Here is a 17,763-nt window from a genome sequence, read left to right on the forward strand (position 1 = left end):
ACTCTTAGTTAGCTTATCCCTTGTTTAAAGTCTGTAAAACCTCAACTCTTTTAATTTTTGAAGTATCAGTATAAATAAACTGTGGAACAGTATAAATTTTTTTAGGCTTTTCGTATGCATAGAGCGATGTTAAAGCTTCCGAGAAATCCTTGAGTCCTAAAGTGTTTTCAGCCTCAACAACCATAATTACTCGCTCTCCTAATGCCTCATCTTTTTCCGAAGCGATAAAAAATGGAATGTCTATATATCGTGATAATTTTTCCTCAATTTCTTCAGGATGAACTTTTACACCTCCAGAATTAATAACGTTGTCTTTTCTCCCTAAGAATATAAATGATGTTGGTGATAGTAAATTTACTACATCATTGGTAACAACTACTTCTTCTGAAATTTTTGGAGCTGATATTTGCAAACATCCATCAGCAGTTTGAGAAAACTTTACTGTAGGGAGCGCATTAAAAGCTTTAGACATATCTATTCCGTTTAATGCTCGGATTGCAACGTGACTGATGGTCTCTGTCATGCCATATGTTGAAAAAGCTAGTGTATCCTGAAGTTGTAATTCTTTTTCTAATTCAACTGAAACTGCTCCCCCACCTATGATTAACTTCTTTACTTTATGCAAATCTTCCAACGAATGAAAAACTTGATAAGGCACCATGGCTGTAAAATCGAAGTCTATTTCTAAATTTTCCAACGGGTTCTTAACTGGGGCTCGGGTATATAAATTCCAGCCTGCAATCATTCCTCGAACAAGCATCATTTTTCCTGCAATATAAGCTGCTGGAAGACACAATAATGCCTTACAGTTTTCTTTTAAGTTGAAGTAATTTACAGTTGCAGTGGCACTGTTAAAAACATGTTCCTTCTGAAGTTTAATTATTTTAGGAGAACCCGTTGACCCTGAAGTTTTTACAGCAATAAAATCGTTTGCATCGAGCCATTCTAAGATAAAACTTCCAATTGCTACCTCTTCTTCTTCTTTGCTATCAAGTAAATGCTTAGCGTGCTGCTTCAATACTTCTTTAGAAGAAAAATTTTGGCCGTTTATTCTAAACTTTGGATGTAGCAAGTGTTTCACTAATCTATATAAGTTGAATTAGTTTCATTTTCTTCAAGTACAATTGGCTCTTCAACCCTACCAAATAGTTTTCCACTCCAATCCGTCCATTTGTAGCGCCACGCCATTAAAAGAAGGAAAATTGGGTAGATAATTAATACCGGGGCAACTACATCAAAACCAGCAGAGGGGTCGGAAACATCTTTAAAAATTGAGTTGGTTTGAAACACCGTCCAATCTGCGGTTACTAGTAGTGCTGTAATTAAGTTGTTCCCTGCGTGAAAACCGAGAGCAAGCTCCATTCCTTCATCCATTAAAGTCATTATTCCTAAGAAAAACCCAGTCCCAATATAATATATCATTATAACATTCCCTAGTTTGTCAACCTCCGGATTTGCTAAGTGAAGCGCACCAAAAATAACAGATGTTACAATCAAAGGAATCCATTTATTTTTAACAATAACACCGATACCCTGCATTAAATACCCTCGAAAAAGATACTCTTCAAAACTTGTTTGTAAGGGTATCATTACCACTGCAATTAATGCTAAAATTAAGAATGGTACCAATTCAAATTGAAGAACATAATCTTCAGGATTGCTATTGTAATCTAGTAATGTAACTACTAAAGTCGTTATTGTAATTAGCCCAAATCCAAAGAAAACCCTTCCCCAATCGGTTTTTTTACGTGAAGTTGTTAAGGTTACAAAAGGTTGTTTATGTAGGTATTTCACCACCAAAATAATTGCCGCTAAGCCTACAGCAAAACTTAACAACATTAGGAAAAAGGTTAAGTTTGAATCTAATACCGTCATCAAAACCCCAGGATCTTGTACCGATTCTATATCTCCACCTTCAGTCATTACTTTCAGCATTACAGCAATCAAAAATGGAATTGAACCTAGTTGACTTGCAATGAAAATAATTATAAATCCTACTAAATAACGCCACCAGTCGTGAAGAAAATTAAAAGCTTGTTTTATATACATTTTATAAGAGTTTGTTTTTTATGAAAGTGATTTGATTATTAAAACTTAAAATTCCATTCTGCTTCTGCATCGTAATGCAAAGCTCCATCTGCAACCTTAAGAGGACTGTCGATGTTATTTGTGTATAGACTACCTGTTCCTAGACCTTGAGGCAATTTACTGTTTTTTGTGAAAGTGTATTGTGAAATTGTATTTAAACCGATATTGCTTTCTAAGGCAGAGGTAATCCACCAGCCTGCATTGTATTTTTCCGCTAATTGAATCCAAATATCACTTCCCTTAATACCACCAATTAATGAAGGTTTTAGGATAATGTATTGCGGTTTTATTGTGTCGAGTAACTTCTGTTTCTCTTCTTCTGAATATACCCCAATTAACTCTTCATCTAAAGCTATAGAAAGCGGTGTATCTTCACAAAGACGCGCCATTTCTTGCCATTGTCCTTGTTTGATTGGTTGTTCGATAGAATGTAATTCTAAATCTGATAATACCTTTAACTTTTCTAAAGCTTCCTTGGGAGAAAATGCACCATTCGCATCTACCCTAAGTTCTACTTCTTGTGGTGAGAACTCTTTTCTTATGGTTTTTAAAAGTTCTATTTCAGTTTTAAAATCAATAGCTCCAATTTTCATTTTAATGCAAGTGAAGCCTAGCTTTAGCTTTTCTGAAATTTGTTCTTTCATAAAGCTTTTGTCTCCCATCCAAACCAAACCATTAATGGGAATAGCTTTTTCTCCACGCGTAAATTCTGAAGGAAAGATTTCAAAAGGATTCTTGGAGTTTAAAGATTTGAAAGCAGCTTCAACCCCAAACTGAATTGATGGAAACTCTGTTAAAGCTACGTAAAGCTTATCTTTGCCCACATCAATATTATCGCACACCCATTGAAGTTTTTCTTCGTAATCTGGGCGGTCGTCAATACTTAAACCTCTTAAGATACCACACTCTCCTACTCCAAAACTGTTTTCAGTTTTAAGGATAATGTAAAAAGTTTCTTTAGTATTTAAAACGCCTCGAGAAGTTCCACTCGGGCGTTTAAAATTTAAAATATGTTTTTTGAAATGTGCTTTAATCATTAATCAACCCCTTGCCTGTGCTTAGGGAAAGGTTAGGATTATAAATCGATAGATTCCCCGATTTCGAATAACATTAAATCTTTATTCGCGTCATAAAACTTACGCTTTGCTTCCTCGTGGTCTATTTCTATAAAACCAAATGTATCGTAATGAACACCGAGAATTTTGTCACATTGAACAAAATCACTAGCAATAATAGCATCGTCTATACCCATTGTAAAATTATCTCCAATAGGTAGAATTGCTAAGTCTAATTTAGTTCGCAGCGGAATCAATTTCATATCCATAGTTAAGGCTGTATCACCTGCTATATAAATATTCTTGTGTTCGCCCTCAATAACGAAACCTCCAGGTTGTCCACCATAGCTACCGTCAGGAAAAGAACTTGTGTGAATTGCTGTAACGTATTTTACATTTCCAAAATCGAATTTCCAGCTACCACCGTGGTTCATAGGGTGAACTTCAATTCCTTTTTTTTCATAATGAGTTGCAATTTCAAAATTGCTTACAATTATCGCCCCAGTTCTTCTAGCAATATTGGCAGCATCTAGAGTATGATCCTGATGTGCGTGAGTAAGTAAAATGTAGTCTGCCTTAAGGGAATCAATGTCTACTTTATCTTTTGCAAGTTCATTTCCAGTAATAAAAGGATCTACTATTATATGCTTCCCTTTAATTTCAAGGGCTAAACAATTATGTCCGTAATATGTGATTTTCATAATATGTGTTTTTTCTACATAAATATACTAAACAAGACAGCAAACAAAAAAGTCCCTAGGGCAACCTTTTTCAATTCGGCGTCTAACAATCTTGGAGTTCTATTATTAAACACTGTTTTAACGTTTAATAAAAAAGGAATAAAAGCAATAACATAAACATATTGCAATATTTCTCGATAATTCAATGCCGTGTAAATAATAGCGCAAGCCATTCCAAAAATCAATAGGAAGGTGTGATATATTTTAGCTTTGTTAATACCAAGCTTTACTACTAAAGTATTTTTACCGGCAGCGGCATCGTTATTAATATCGCGCATATTATTTAAATTTAACACTGCTGTGCTAAAACAACCTACGGCTATGGCTGGCAACAGTAATTCCCATTTTAAATTATGTGTAAATAAGAAATAACTACCTAATACACTTAACAATCCGAAGAATAAAAACACAAAAATATCTCCTAAGCCCGAGTATCCATAAGCTTTTTTACCAACTGTATATTTTACTGCTGCTATAATAGATGCAATAGTTAGATTAAAAAATATAAAAGAAATTATAAAATTCTCATTTCCGAAGGCTAAGAAAATTAAGAAAGTTGCCAATAAAAAAGTAATTGCTCCCACCACAAACATTCCAATTTTCATTTGTTTTGGTGTAATAATTCCCGAAGCAACCATTCGTTTTTCGCCTTCTCTTTTAGCATCAGTTCCGCGAACGCCATCGCCATAATCATTTGCAAAATTGGACAGAACTTGAAAGCCAACAGTAACCATAATCGCTAGCCAAAAAACAGGAGAACTTAATACAGTTGAGTGAATTAAGTATTCTACCCCTCCAAAATCGAGGTCAGCTTGAGACTGTAATATACGATTTCTCTGAATTATTCCAGCGGTTGCTCCAATGATAATTCCCGATACCGAAAGTGGAAGGGTACGTAATCTAGCGGCAGCAAACCAAGCCTTAATTTTTTTCATTCACTGTTTATTTGGCTCGCAAAAATACATTTAAAAAAGTGCTGCTCCAATTTTTTGAATTAGTGCTTTCTAGATTCAATTTTTTATATTCGCATCTATTAAATAGAAAACAAATGAATAAATCTAGTTTTAACAATATTGCCTTACTGCTATTACGTTTAGGTTTCGGTGGTTTGATGCTTACTCACGGCTTACCAAAGTTGCAAAACCTACTTGCTGGAGATTTAACTTTTAGAGACCCTATTGGTGTGGGAGAACCGGCTTCTTTAATTTTAGCTGTACTCAGCGAAGTAATATTCCCAATTCTAATTATTATTGGATTTAAAACTCGTCTATCTTCAATTCCCGTAATTATTACAATGGCGGTTGCAGCTTTTGTAGTACACTCAAATGACCCTTTTGCAGTAAAAGAAAAGGCTATATTATTCTTAATTGGATTTATTGCAATTGCATTATTAGGTCCTGGAAAGTTTTCTGTAGATAAGAAATAAGCTGTTCTATTTAGAATTGATGGATAAAAGTTAGTTGAAAATCTTTACCAGCAATTCCTTTAGCAAGTCGCCTTGCGGAACGTTTGCTGCACCAACCCCTTTGCTTTTCATATCAATTTCACGAATTGCTGCAATAATTGCACTCACCTTTTTCATAGGGTAATTGGCGGCTGCTGTTTGATAATCTTTTACGAAAAACGGATGCACCCCTAATGCTTTAGCTGCTTCACCTTTGTTTGAAAGCGCGTGGTATTTCAATAATTTTGAGAAAAAACTATACAGTAATGCAATTGTCATTACCAGCGGGTTGTTTTTCGGGTTTTGTGAGAAGTATTGAATAATTGCAAATGCCTTCTTTACATCCTTAGATCCTATTGCATTTTGAAGTTCGAAATTATTGAAATCCTTACTTATTCCAATATTTTCTTCGATTATTTGAGGTGTAATTTGTGTTCCAGGTTTTAGTATTAACTGAAGCTTTTCTAATTCGTTATTTACTTTACTTAAGTCGTTTCCAAGAAATTCGACTAGCATTTGGGCTGCTTTGGGAGTAATGGTATACCCTTTTCCCGCCAAAACTCTCTTAATCCAATCTGGAACTTGATTGTCGTAAAGTTTTTTACTTTCAAAGACATCTCCATTTTTAGCGATGGTTTTTGCGAGCTTTTTACGTTTATCTAAGGTTTTGTATTTATAACAAAGCACTAATATTGTAGTAGGTTGTGGGTTATCGGCATAAGGGACAAGATTTTCAATTGTTCGAGATAGGTCTTGAGCTTCTTTAACAATAATAACCTGTTTTTCTGCCATCATCGGAAAGCGTTTGGCATTGCTGATTATTTCATCAACAGAAACATCACGACCATAAAGCACCATTTGGTTGAACCCTTTTTCATCTTCAGATAAAACATTTGCTTCTATATATTTCGATATCCCATCAATATAATACGGCTCTTCTCCCATCAAAAAATAGATAGGTTTGGTTTTTCCGTTTTTTATATCAGTTATAATAGACTTTACTTTGTCGAGTGGCATTGGACGATTTACGATTAACAATTGAAGATATTAAGCAGAAGAAATCTAATTTTGAAATTTGAATATTAATTTATGAATCTTTGCAAATGCAAAAATTAAATTTTCCACAGTATTCCTTCCGCTTCAAAAGTAGCGAAAATAAAACATTGGTTTTTGATGAAATTAGAAAAAAGTTCGTAGTACTTACTCCCGAAGAATGGGTGCGATTACATGTGGTTCAATTCCTTTTACAAGAAAAAAACTTTCCAAAAAGTCTTATAAATGTTGAAAAGCAATTAAAACTGAACAATACTACCAAACGTTATGATATTGTGGTTTTTAACAATGACGGGAGCATATTTCTGATTGTGGAATGTAAGGCGCCTTCAGTACCAATTACTCAAATCACTTTCGATCAGATTGCTAGATACAATCTGGCTTTAAATGCGAGTTTTTTAATGGTTACCAATGGGTTAGAGCATTACTACTGCCAAATGGATTATGAAAACGAACGCTATGTTTTCCTAAAAGACATTCCGAACTATAAATAAATTTATAAAAACGCCCTAAAAATCTATCTTTACAACGTGAGAGTAGCCGTAGTCATCTTAAATTGGAATGGAAAGAGTTTATTACAAAAATTTCTTCCTTCAGTTGTTGCATTTTCAAAGGAAGCGACGATTTATGTAGCAGATAATGCCTCTACTGACAACTCGGTTACTTACGTTTCTGATAATTTTCCTACGGTTAAAATTATACAGAACAGTGTAAATGGTGGCTATGCCAAAGGGTACAATGATGCTTTAAAAACCCTTTCTGAAGATATCTTTGTACTTCTTAATAGCGATGTAGAAGTAACAGAGAATTGGTTACAACCTATAATTTCACAATTTGAAAGCAATTCTTTAATTGTTGCCGCCCAACCAAAAATTTTAGACTATAAAAATAAAGCGTATTTTGAATATGCTGGCGCTGCAGGAGGCTTTATAGACAAGTATGCATATCCTTATTGTCGTGGACGTATTTTTAACACTTTGGAAAAAGATAGCGGGCAATACAATGACACTACTACAATTTTTTGGGCCTCTGGGGCTTGTCTTTTTGTTAGGTCTGATGCCTTTTGGAAAGCAGGAGGTCTCGATGAAGATTACTTTGCACATCAAGAAGAAATTGATCTTTGCTGGCGTTTAAATTCTAATGGCGGAAAGATATTTTATATAGGAGCATCTAAAGTATACCATGTGGGCGGTGCAACATTAGATGCTGTAAATCCTAAAAAAACCTTTTATAACTTCCGAAATTCACTACTGAATTTAATAAAGAATGTAAAAGGTACAGAGGTTATCTTTACTATTTTAGTACGTTTTATATTGGACGGGGTTGCAGGTATTCAATTTTTATTGAAAGGAAAACCAAAACATTGTATTGCGATTGTAAAAGCTCACTTTAGTTTTTATGGCTTACTTCCCAAATTTATTACAAAACGCAGAGAATATGCTTCAAATTTTGACTATTTCGAAATAAAGTCTATTGTTTATCAATACTTTATAAAGAAAAGACAATATTTTGATGAACATTAACCTAAAGTATTGTTAATCGTTTCCTCCTAGGCTCCTATTTTAATATTTTTGTTGTTAGCAAAATTGTAAAACAACAATCTAAACATAATACTTACAAACTATGAAGAAACTATTGATTTTAGCAATGTGTTCAGGTTTAGTATTCACTTCTTGTGTTTCCAAAAAGAAGTACACTGAGCTTGAAGCCAAACAAAAAAACACCCAAGATCTTTTAAACACTGCAACAGTTAAATTAAACGACTGTCTTGCTGAAAGAGCAGCTTTAAATGCTCGTGCAAAGCAACTTGAAGAGCGATTGGCTGACATGAGACAAACTAATGCCGATCTTATCCAAAGTTCAAAAGAACTTACAATGTTAACTTCAAAAGGAGCTACCAACCTTGAAAAGTCTTTAGAGAGCTTAAAAGAAAAAGATCTTAAAATTAGCCGTCTTCAAGATGCACTTAACAAGAAAGATAGTGTAACACTTGCACTTGTTACAAGTCTTAAGAAAGAAGTTGGTATAGACGACCCGGACATTGAAGTAAATGTTGAAAAAGGTGTAGTTTATATTTCACTATCAGACAAGGTAATCTTTAGAAGTGGAAGCTACCAAATTTCTGCCAGAGCTACTGAAATTTTAGGTAAAGTTGCAAAAGTAATCAATGGCAAGCCTAATTTTGAAGCTATGGTTGAGGGACATACAGACAACGTTCCTTATAGAAAAAGAGGGGAATTGTTAGACAACTGGGATTTAAGTGTAAAGCGTGCTACAGCTATCGTTAGAGAGCTTCAAAAACTTGGAGTTGAACCAGGACGTTTAGTTGCTGCAGGTCGTTCAGAATATGTGCCTTTAGTTCCTAATACAACTGCAGAAAACAGAGCTACAAACCGACGTACTCGAATTTTAGTACTTCCTAAAATCGATCAATTCTACGATATGATTGAAAAAGAAATGAAAAATCTTGAGGCTTCTGGAAGTTAATCTTTCTATAATCCTTTAAAGCTAAACCCAGCCATAACAGGCTGGGTTTTTTATTTTTTATAATTGGAAATCCTGCTCTATATTTTGTATCTTGTATAGTACTAATTTATTAAATTGAATTGCCATGGAAGATTTCACTACAACTTGGACTCACGAAGAGCTTAAAGGGTATATACTGCTATACTGTGCTCATGCAGATTTTAGTGTTTCTAAGGAAGAAAAGGAATATATAAAATCTAGAGTAGGAGATAAAAAGTTTGAAAAAATTCGAAAAGAATTTGAAAACGATAACGATTATCAGCAAATCCAAAAGATACATGCCACTATTAAACGCTTCAATTATTCAAAAGAGGAAATTGATGAAGCCTTTAGAAGTATTAAAAAATTATTTTTAGTAGACGGTGAAATGGATATACTAGAGCAAAATATTTATCGCGGATTAAAGCAGTTGTTACAAAAATAACAAGTGTTTTAAGAAAGATTAATTGTTTAAAGTTCGAGACTCCCCTTCCCTTCACGAATAACTTCTGGTTCATCACCGGTAAGATTAATCACTGTAGACGCAATATTACCACCATAACCGCCATCAATAACTAAATCAACTAAGTTACCCCACTTCTCTAATATAAGCTCAGGATCGGTTGTGTATTCTATCACCTCATCCTCATCTTTTATGGATGTAGAAATAATAGGGTTACCCAATTCATGAACTATTGCCTGAGTAATCGCATTATCCGGCACGCGAATTCCCACTTCTTTTTTCTTTTTAAACACTGTAGGAAGGTTATTATTACCAGGTAAAATAAAGGTATAGGGACCAGGCAAATTTCTCTTCAGCAACTTAAATGTAGAAGTGTCAATCTGTTTTACGTAATCACTAAGGTTACTCAAATCTTCACATACGAATGAAAAATTAGCCTTTTCAAGTTTTACCCCTCTTAGCTGAGCTACCCTTTCCATCGCTCTATTATTTTTTATATCGCAACCAAGTGCGTAAACGGTATCACTAGGATATATAATAACACCACCATCGCGAAGGATTTTTACAACGCGTTTAATTTCCTTGGGATTCGGATTCTCTTCGTAAATTTTAATGAATTCAGCCATAGCGCGGTATTTTAATTTAAATATAATCCAATTTTAAAGAAATAACAACTAATCGAGTGTTGACTTAACATAAAGATAAAATAATTACGTTATAGAAAACAACAAACCTAATTTTATGAAAAAGAACTTTTTCTTTTTACTGTTTTCTTTACTTCTACTATCCATTGTTTCTTGTTCTAAGGACAATGACAGCCCTGAACTATCACAAGATGAGCTAGTTTTACTAAATGTATCTTATGGTAACCATACACAACAAAAATACGATCTTTATCTTCCAGCAAATCGTTCGGAAGATAAAACAAAAGTAATTGTTTTGGTCCACGGTGGCGGCTGGGTTGAAGGAGATAAAGCAGATATGGATTTCTTGATTCCGCAGATAAAGCAACGACATCCAAATCACGCAATAGTAAATATTAATTATGTGTTGGCTGATATCAACACTCCTGCGTTTCCAAATCAGTTTTTAAACATTGATGAAGTAATAAATAAGTTAACATCAGAAAAGGAAACATTACAAATTTTCCCTGAATTTGCCCTTATTGGCGCTAGTGCAGGGGCACATATCTCGCTTATGTACGATTATGTTTATGACACAGATAATCAAGTAAAGATGATTGCCGATATCGTAGGGCCAACAGATTTTACAGATGAGTTTTACAGTTCCAATCCGAATTTCCCCTTTCTCTTGGCTGCCTTAGTAGATGAAACTGCATACCCTCCTGAAACAAATTACTCAGAAGTATTAAGCCCTGCATTACAGGTGTCTAACACCTCTAGTCCTACCCTATTGTTTTATGGAAATACAGACACACTTGTACCCTTATCAAACGGTGAAACTTTAAACACTGCATTAAATAGTGCAGGAATAGACCATAACTTTACCGTTTATGATGGTGGCCATGGCGATTGGGCGCAAAGTGACATTGAAAATATGATTGAACAAATAAGCAGCTACATAAATACTTACCTCAAAGTTTCAGAATAATTAATCTAAAACCTTGAGCTTGGCAAAGCGTAAAAGTAGTTTTTTAAGACCTCCATTATCAAAGTTTATTTCGGCTTTAGTATCGGCACCAACTCCTTCAATTTTTAAGATTTTCCCTTTTCCAAAACGAACGTGCTCCACCATAGTTCCAATACTTAGGTTTGCATCTTCAGCGCTAAAATTTTTATTTGTATCACTTGTAACAGGTTTTAGCCTGCGCAATTTTCGTAATTGTTCTTCTGTAGGACCTGTAGGTGGTTTACCTGCAGTAGGCTTTCTAAGTCGAAGTTTACTGTGGTCTACCTCATCAAAAATATCTGCATTTAATAACGGTTTATATCGATTTTCAGTAATTGGAGTTAAGTATTCCAAATAGCTTTCATCAATTTCTTCTATAAATCTACTTGGTTCGGCGTCTATTAACTTCCCCCATCTATAGCGAGATTGGGTATACGTAAGATAAGCTTGTTTTTCGGCTCTTGTTAGCGCTACGTAAAACAACCGTCGTTCTTCTTCTAGTTCGCTACGAGAATTCATATTCATGCCGCTTGGAAATAAGTCTTCTTCCATCCCAACGATATAAACATATGGAAATTCTAGTCCTTTCGCCAGATGCACCGTCATAAGTGCTACTCGGTCGTCGTCGCCCTTGTCGTTATCCAAATCGGTTGCCAGGGCTACATCTTCCATAAATTCTGAAAGCGAACCTGTAGCATCGGCAATTTCTTTTTGCTCTTCCACAAAGTCCCGCATCCCGTTTAGCAATTCCTCGATATTTTCAATCCGAGCAATTCCTTCGGGTGTACCGTCTTTTTTTAATTCTTGGTATAGGCCGGTTTTTTTAATTACATGCTCGGTAATGGTAAAAGCGTCGTAATTGTGGTCTAAAACTTGGAAGCTCTCAATTAAAGCAACAAAGTCTAACAACTTAGATTTTGTTCCAGAATTAATTTTTAAATCGATTTTATCAATATTTTTCATCACTTCAAAAATCGAACGATTATAATGATTTGAGGCAATAATTAAACGATCCATCGTTGTTCCTCCTATTCCTCTAGCAGGATAATTGATTACGCGTTTAAGCGCTTCCTCATCCTTTGGATTGAGAACCAATCTTAGATACGACAGAACATCTTTAATTTCTTTTCTTTGGTAGAAACTCAATCCACCATAAATTCTATAAGGAATATCTTTTTTGCGCAGAGCATCTTCAATGGCACGGCTCTGAGCGTTTGTTCTATATAAAACTGCAAAATCCCCTTCTTTTAACTGATGGTTCATTTTGTTTTCGAAAATCGAACTTGCAACAAATCGGCCTTCATCACCATCTGTCATCGTTCGATTTACGAGTATTTTATTACCTTCTAGATTATCTGTCCAAACTTCTTTATCTAGACGGGTTTTGTTTTTTTCAATTACACTATTGGCAGCGTTTACTATATTTTTTGTAGAACGATAATTTTGCTCTAGTCGATATACTTTTACATCGTCATAATCTTTCTGGAAATTTAGAATATTGTTGATGTTCGCACCACGAAAAGCGTAAATACTCTGTGCGTCATCCCCAACTACGCAAATGTTTTGGAATTTGTCTGAAAGTGCCCTTACAATTAAATATTGGCTGTGGTTTGTATCTTGATACTCATCTACAAGTATATAGCGGAATCGGTTTTGATATTTAGCCAATACATCTGGAAAGCGGGTTAACAACTCATTTGTTTTAAGCAATAAATCGTCAAAATCCATTGCTCCTGCTTTAAAGCACTTATCGACGTATGAATTGTAAATATCTCCAAGTCGCGGCATTTTAGCCATTGCATCAGCCTCCATTAGCTCTGGATTATTAAAGTAGGCTTTTACTGTAATCAAACTGTTTTTATAAGATGAAATGCGGGAATAGACTTGTTTATACTTATAGACATCCTTATCCAAACTCATTTCTTTAATCACAGATCGAATCACACTGTGTGAGTCTTGTGTATCATAAATTGTGAAGTTTGAAGGGTATCCTAGTTTATCTGCTTCAAAACGAAGAATTTTTGCGAATATACTATGGAAAGTTCCCATCCACAGGTTTTTAGCTTCACTACTTCCAACAATATTAGAAATACGGCCTTTCATCTCGCGAGCGGCCTTATTGGTAAACGTTAGTGCTAATATGTTAAATGGGTCAACTCCCTGCGACATCAAATACGCAATTCGAAATGTAAGCACTCGAGTTTTTCCAGATCCAGCACCTGCTATAACAATCATCGCTCCGTCTTTTTGCAGTACTGGCGCACGTTGAGCATCATTAAGTTGTTCTAAATACTTTTCCAAAATTTTGCTTTTTTTCAAAGTGTGAAATTAGCCATTATAAGCGTTTTAAACCCGAAATTATCATTCAAATTTTAAACAAAAATAAGTAACCTCTTGAGGAAGATACTTAGTGCATAACTAATAGACAGTTCTAGAGAAACACTAGTGCCACTTTTAGTTTTCCTAATTCTTTATTATTTTTTAGGTTTTAAAAGCGGTAAAGCTTTCTCCTGCCAATCTCCGTTTGGCAGTTGCTCGACATATTGATATTTGGCAGCTTCCACAAAATACGGGTTAAACTCATAGGATAAGAGTTCAACTTTAATTGTTCCAGATTTAAATTCAGTTATGGTTTGATTCTTACCAAATACTCCTACAAAGTCTAAAGAAGAGTACGGCAGCGATATATCACCATCTAATTTATTAAATCCATATACCTGATAAAAATTAATTGGAATTGTATTCGTGATAAAAGTAGACTGCTCCCCTTTCATTTTAGTAAACTCCCATTTATATTCTTCTGAAATAATTTCTTTCCCATCTATTTTAGCGTATTCATTAAGTACTTTTTTCTTTCCTGTAGGAATCAGCTTTACGTATTGGTCTGAAATTGGATACGTTTCATCTTCATCATAAAATTCAGGATTGGCAACCCATTCTACAAATTGAGCATCTACCATATCATTGCCGTGACCGTCATTACCAAAAAAGTAATAATTACCTTTTGGGTCACTTATAACGAAATCTATCATTTCATCTTCTGGCACATATAGCAATTGTCCATTTTCGAGATTGTGGTATAGCCAAAATTCTCTCGAGTCATCTTTATCGGTATACTTATAGATAAAAGCATGACTAAAGTACAGTGTTTCAGAGGGGTCGTATTCTAAATGATTCGCTTCATTAATAAATTCTTGCTCATTCGGATTTGATTGCTCCGATGCTGCTATAGTTTCTTCAGAAACTACAACTTCGTTATTACCTTCCTTTTTGGTATTACAACTTAGCACGAATCCAATACACAATGTAAAAAGAATAACTAGATATCTCATGAATTTTGTTTTAACAAGTTTAACCAATATTTATAAATTTAAAAAAAGTAAAACCTGAGGCATTTTTATAACAATATATCTCTTGTCAATTTTCATAAAACGATTAAGTTTGTTCTGATTAAAAAAACACTATGAACGAAGCAACACAAATTATTAGTTATTTTGCCTACTTACTCCCTGCTGCTGTAGTAGGTGTTGTGGCTTATTTTTTTTTTAAAGGACATACTGCCAATGAAGAAGGAAGGCGAAGATATTTAATTCAAAAGGAAGCTCAAAAACAGGTGTTACCGCTTCGTTTACAAGCCTACGAACGCCTTACATTATTTTTGGAGCGTATAGATTTAAATAAGTTACTTGTACGTGTAAAGCCATTTTCGGATGCTAAAGATGAATACGAGAAGCTATTAGTTCAGAATATAGAGCAGGAATTCGACCACAACTTAACGCAGCAAGTTTACGTAAGTGTTGAATGCTGGAATGTTGTAAAAGCGGCTAAAAATGCTACTATAAACGTTATTAGACAAGGAAACATGCACGTGAAGGATGGAGATGTGGATAAAATGAGAGAATATTTACTACAACAATTTATGGAGGAAGTTTCTCCTTCACAAAAAGCCATGGGATACGTTAAAAAAGAGGTATCTGAACTGTTTTAAGGAGTAAATAGGTTATGGTGAATTGCAAAAAGCACAAGGCCTATTCTATTTTTTATTCCTAATTTTCTATACAGAGAATCTCGATACCCTTCTACTGTTTTGTAACTGCAACACATAATATCTGCAATTTCTCTATAGTTCATTTCGGTACAAGCTAATTTTATAAACTCCAGCTCTCTATCTTTAATTTCAGTTTTTACGTCATTTTCGATTGAGCCTGTAAGGATTTTCGATACATTGTTTGTGTAATAGCTTCCTTCTTCTATTACTTTTATCAGAGCTTCTTCGAGAATTTCTTTTTTGGTGTCCTTCAACAAGTACCCACGCGCCCCCGCTCGAAGCATTCTCAAGATAGTATATTCATCTTCCTCAATAGACAGCGCAAGAACTTTTAGTTGAGGATATTCTTTATTAATGATCTCTGTGGTTTCAATACCATTTAAAATAGGCATTTTAATATCCATCAATACTATATCGGGAATATTATCTGGGTCTTTTAGTTTATCTAATAATTCCTGCCCATTGTTACATAAATAAAGCACATCAAACTTCTCAAATCCTTGAACCATTCCTCCTATTGCTTGAGAAAGTAAATAATGATCATCTACAACTACCACCGAATACTTCATAAATTTTAGAATTAAGGATTACACTTATAAACTTACATTATGTAAAGTTATAACTTAATTGTAAAGTAGTCCCTTGTTCTCTTTCTGAATTAATCAATAAAGTTGAATTAATAAGTTCAGCACGAGTTTTCATGTTTTTCAAACCGATTCCTAAGAAAACATCATTTTTATCAAAACCAATTCCGTCATCTTTGGCGTAAATAATCAATTGATTATCTTTATAATCAAGCGTTACTGATAAATTAGAAGCCTTAGAATGTTTAATTGTGTTCGAAAAGAACTCTTGTAAGATTCTAAACAAAATAACCTGATTGTTGCTTTCTATAGGAACTACTTCTCCGTTTACTTCTAATGTTGAAATTATAAATTTTAATCTATTAAATCGCTCTATTTCGAGCGTAATAGCTTCAACTAAACTCAAGCTTTTTAAAGCTTCTGGGTTGATTAATTTTGAAAGCGATCTAAGTTCGTTTATCCCTTGGCCAATAGTATCGGAGACCTCTGGCAATAACTCAGGTTTATCTACAGCTAATTGAGATTGTATTTTGGCTAAAGTCATTAGCTGGCCAATGTTATCGTGTAACTCCCAACTAATGTTTCTTAATGTTTCTTCTCGCATTTCAATTTGCGACTCGGCTAATTCGCGCTCAAATGACTTTTTTGCTTCTTCTTGTTCTTTCAGTAATTTATTTTTCCTGTTAGAGAACACACTAAAAAGCACAATAACTATGATAACCAAAGTCACAGGTATCGCTATTGCCATTAGTACAATTATCTCTTTTTCATCCATATAAATCCGATAAGAAAAAATAAATACATCACAATAATAAGTGAAAACTGAATGATAAGTAAGATTAAATAAAAATTTGTAAGGTCAAAAAACAACGTTCTCATAATTTTTATAGGAAGATAGCCTATGTAAAACAAGAACAAGCCTACGCTTACCCAAAATAATAAATCGTTTTTAATTACTAAAACCAATGAGGATTGTAAAACACTTATATAGTATAGAATTATGCAGAAAATTAATACTCCTGCGCCTACTATATATGAGGCAATAAAGGAATAATTAAAAATATCTACTACTATTAAATCTCGAAGATAAAATAACCAAAAGAAAACTATCCCCACTTTTATATACTTCTTAAAATGTTCTTCTTCAATAACTTTTAGAAATACATAGTGAAATAAGGTAAAGTAAAAAAAGTAATATATATTAAAGATTATTAAATTCGACGTTCCGATAATATCTCTAATATACCCCCCTAAAAACTCTGTAATTACCGTAAATAATAAAATTAACGGAAAGTACTTTAGAGGAGAGTCTTTATAGAGTGGGAATCGAATTATAGAGATGACAAACACAACCAAGTATAATGTCAAGAATATATATTCAAGGGGTTTTACTACTGCCTCCACAAAACTGAATTTAAATTAGTTATTGTCTCCAAAGTCATCGGACCCAAGAATCGGTGGGGGCATTATTGTTCCGTCATTAAGTATTAAACTTGTGGTATTAACTTGTAATGTAGTTGTATTTGATGAAAAAAATCCGGCCTCATTTACTACGCCATCTTTATCATTATTACCGCCATCTCTTTTTCTAATAGGCACAGCTGTGTATCTACCTTCTGCTTCTTCAATTGAGAAACCTACGTTTTTTCCATTGTGATCCATAGTTGGCACTACAAATATGCTATTTTGCCTAGGGTATTTTACGGCATCACCATTTGGATAATTATTGCTATTTGGATAATTAGATAAATAAAATCGCAAAGTGCTTACGTCCACTTTAGCTCTATTAGCTTCGTGTTCTATAAAGGCTATATACTGCTTAATAGTAGCTAAGTCGAATTCAGCATATCGCGTTGCCCCAAATGACTCTGGTGTAGGATTAATACTGTCTTCGTATTTTTTTATTATTGTAACGCGTCTTTGAGAATAAGAATCATACATTTCTTTAGCACGCTCTACAGTAATTATATGCCCTTTAGGAGGTCCTTCGTAAGGCGGTTCAGTAGTAGTTGTGCCTTCGTGGCAGCTAAATAAGGATAAGCAAAAAACACAAATTATGGTTAAACGATAATTCAAAATAGATTTCATAATAAATTTGGTTATGGTTATGTAAAAAGATGATTTTAATACGATTAGTGAATATAACTCAATTAT

The 17,763-nt window shown here is 34.1% G+C and carries 19 protein-coding genes; 7 read left to right on the forward strand and 12 right to left on the reverse strand.

Annotation, left to right across the window (positions count from 1 at the left end; genetic code table 11):
- Window positions 1-13 precede the first annotated feature (13 nt).
- The 5 genes from RT250_RS10655 to menA are packed head-to-tail and all read right to left on the reverse strand — an operon-like array spanning window position 14 to window position 4,818.
- Complete coding sequence (locus RT250_RS10655) at window positions 14-1,081, reverse strand: AMP-binding protein (protein ID WP_313114699.1); 1,068 nt, start codon at window positions 1,079-1,081, stop codon at window positions 14-16.
- Window positions 1,081-2,049, reverse strand: coding sequence for a CPBP family intramembrane glutamic endopeptidase (locus tag RT250_RS10660; protein WP_313114700.1), 969 nt, complete (start codon window positions 2,047-2,049; stop codon window positions 1,081-1,083). Before RT250_RS10660 ends, RT250_RS10655 begins: the two co-directional genes overlap by 1 nt.
- A 38-nt stretch (window positions 2,050-2,087) precedes the next feature.
- Complete coding sequence (locus tag RT250_RS10665; protein WP_313114754.1) at window positions 2,088-3,122, reverse strand: o-succinylbenzoate synthase; 1,035 nt, start codon at window positions 3,120-3,122, stop codon at window positions 2,088-2,090.
- A gap of 41 nt (window positions 3,123-3,163) precedes the next feature.
- Window positions 3,164-3,844, reverse strand: coding sequence for a metal-dependent hydrolase (locus RT250_RS10670; protein ID WP_313114701.1), 681 nt, complete (start codon window positions 3,842-3,844; stop codon window positions 3,164-3,166).
- A gap of 14 nt (window positions 3,845-3,858) precedes the next feature.
- Window positions 3,859-4,818 (reverse strand): 1,4-dihydroxy-2-naphthoate octaprenyltransferase, encoded by a 960-nt coding sequence (gene menA / locus RT250_RS10675; RefSeq protein WP_313114702.1) that lies wholly within the window; start codon window positions 4,816-4,818, stop codon window positions 3,859-3,861.
- 113 nt (window positions 4,819-4,931) lie between these two features.
- On the opposite strand from menA, the gene RT250_RS10680 reads away from it, so the two are divergent.
- Complete coding sequence (locus tag RT250_RS10680) at window positions 4,932-5,309, forward strand: DoxX family protein (protein WP_313114703.1); 378 nt, start codon at window positions 4,932-4,934, stop codon at window positions 5,307-5,309.
- Between the two features lie 30 nt (window positions 5,310-5,339).
- Here RT250_RS10680 and holA read toward each other — a convergent pair whose 3' ends face one another.
- A complete protein-coding gene (holA, locus tag RT250_RS10685) occupies window positions 5,340-6,344 on the reverse strand; it encodes a DNA polymerase III subunit delta (protein WP_313114705.1) in 1,005 nt (334 codons plus the stop codon).
- Window positions 6,345-6,430: 86 nt separating this feature from the next.
- Between holA and RT250_RS10690 the strand changes: the two genes are divergently transcribed.
- The 4 genes from RT250_RS10690 to RT250_RS10705 all read left to right on the forward strand — a co-directional run bounded on the left by RT250_RS10690 (window position 6,431) and on the right by RT250_RS10705 (window position 9,330).
- Entirely contained in the window at window positions 6,431-6,874 is a 444-nt protein-coding gene (locus tag RT250_RS10690; RefSeq protein ID WP_313114707.1) for a type I restriction enzyme HsdR N-terminal domain-containing protein, read from the forward strand.
- Between the two features lie 36 nt (window positions 6,875-6,910).
- On the forward strand, window positions 6,911-7,903 hold the full coding sequence (locus RT250_RS10695) for a glycosyltransferase family 2 protein (protein WP_313114708.1): 993 nt from the start codon (window positions 6,911-6,913) through the stop codon (window positions 7,901-7,903).
- 100 nt (window positions 7,904-8,003) lie between these two features.
- The gene (locus RT250_RS10700) at window positions 8,004-8,867 is read left to right on the forward strand and encodes an OmpA/MotB family protein (protein ID WP_313114709.1); all 864 of its coding nucleotides are present in this window, start codon (window positions 8,004-8,006) and stop codon (window positions 8,865-8,867) included.
- A 124-nt stretch (window positions 8,868-8,991) separates the two neighbouring features.
- Window positions 8,992-9,330 carry a hypothetical protein gene (locus RT250_RS10705; protein WP_313114710.1) on the forward strand — a complete coding sequence of 113 codons (339 nt, stop codon included), beginning with the start codon at window positions 8,992-8,994 and terminating at the stop codon, window positions 9,328-9,330.
- Window positions 9,331-9,356: 26 nt separating this feature from the next.
- Here RT250_RS10705 and RT250_RS10710 read toward each other — a convergent pair whose 3' ends face one another.
- On the reverse strand, window positions 9,357-9,974 hold the full coding sequence (locus tag RT250_RS10710) for an L-threonylcarbamoyladenylate synthase (RefSeq protein WP_313114711.1): 618 nt from the start codon (window positions 9,972-9,974) through the stop codon (window positions 9,357-9,359).
- A gap of 115 nt (window positions 9,975-10,089) precedes the next feature.
- On the opposite strand from RT250_RS10710, the gene RT250_RS10715 reads away from it, so the two are divergent.
- Window positions 10,090-10,959 (forward strand): alpha/beta hydrolase fold domain-containing protein, encoded by an 870-nt coding sequence (locus RT250_RS10715; RefSeq protein ID WP_313114712.1) that lies wholly within the window; start codon window positions 10,090-10,092, stop codon window positions 10,957-10,959.
- On the opposite strand, the gene RT250_RS10720 is transcribed toward RT250_RS10715, so the two are convergent.
- Both RT250_RS10720 and RT250_RS10725 read right to left on the reverse strand, forming a co-directional pair.
- Window positions 10,960-13,278: an ATP-dependent helicase gene (locus tag RT250_RS10720; protein WP_313114713.1), complete on the reverse strand. Its 2,319-nt coding sequence runs from the start codon at window positions 13,276-13,278 to the stop codon at window positions 10,960-10,962. It lies immediately after the preceding gene.
- Window positions 13,279-13,451: 173 nt separating this feature from the next.
- Complete coding sequence (locus RT250_RS10725) at window positions 13,452-14,309, reverse strand: hypothetical protein (protein ID WP_313114714.1); 858 nt, start codon at window positions 14,307-14,309, stop codon at window positions 13,452-13,454.
- Window positions 14,310-14,440: 131 nt separating this feature from the next.
- Between RT250_RS10725 and RT250_RS10730 the strand changes: the two genes are divergently transcribed.
- Complete coding sequence (locus tag RT250_RS10730) at window positions 14,441-14,965, forward strand: DUF7935 family protein (protein WP_313114715.1); 525 nt, start codon at window positions 14,441-14,443, stop codon at window positions 14,963-14,965.
- Here RT250_RS10730 and RT250_RS10735 read toward each other — a convergent pair.
- The 3 genes from RT250_RS10735 to RT250_RS10745 all read right to left on the reverse strand — a co-directional run bounded on the left by RT250_RS10735 (window position 14,962) and on the right by RT250_RS10745 (window position 17,697).
- Window positions 14,962-15,594 (reverse strand): response regulator transcription factor, encoded by a 633-nt coding sequence (locus RT250_RS10735; protein WP_313114716.1) that lies wholly within the window; start codon window positions 15,592-15,594, stop codon window positions 14,962-14,964. The genes RT250_RS10730 and RT250_RS10735 overlap by 4 nt on opposite strands.
- A gap of 37 nt (window positions 15,595-15,631) precedes the next feature.
- A complete protein-coding gene (locus RT250_RS10740) occupies window positions 15,632-16,384 on the reverse strand; it encodes a sensor histidine kinase (RefSeq protein WP_313114718.1) in 753 nt (250 codons plus the stop codon).
- Between the two features lie 644 nt (window positions 16,385-17,028).
- Entirely contained in the window at window positions 17,029-17,697 is a 669-nt protein-coding gene (locus RT250_RS10745; protein ID WP_313114719.1) for a hypothetical protein, read from the reverse strand.
- Window positions 17,698-17,763 lie beyond the last annotated feature (66 nt).

Source organism: Aequorivita sediminis, from assembly GCF_032080575.2.
GTDB lineage: Bacteria > Bacteroidota > Bacteroidia > Flavobacteriales > Flavobacteriaceae > Aequorivita > Aequorivita sediminis.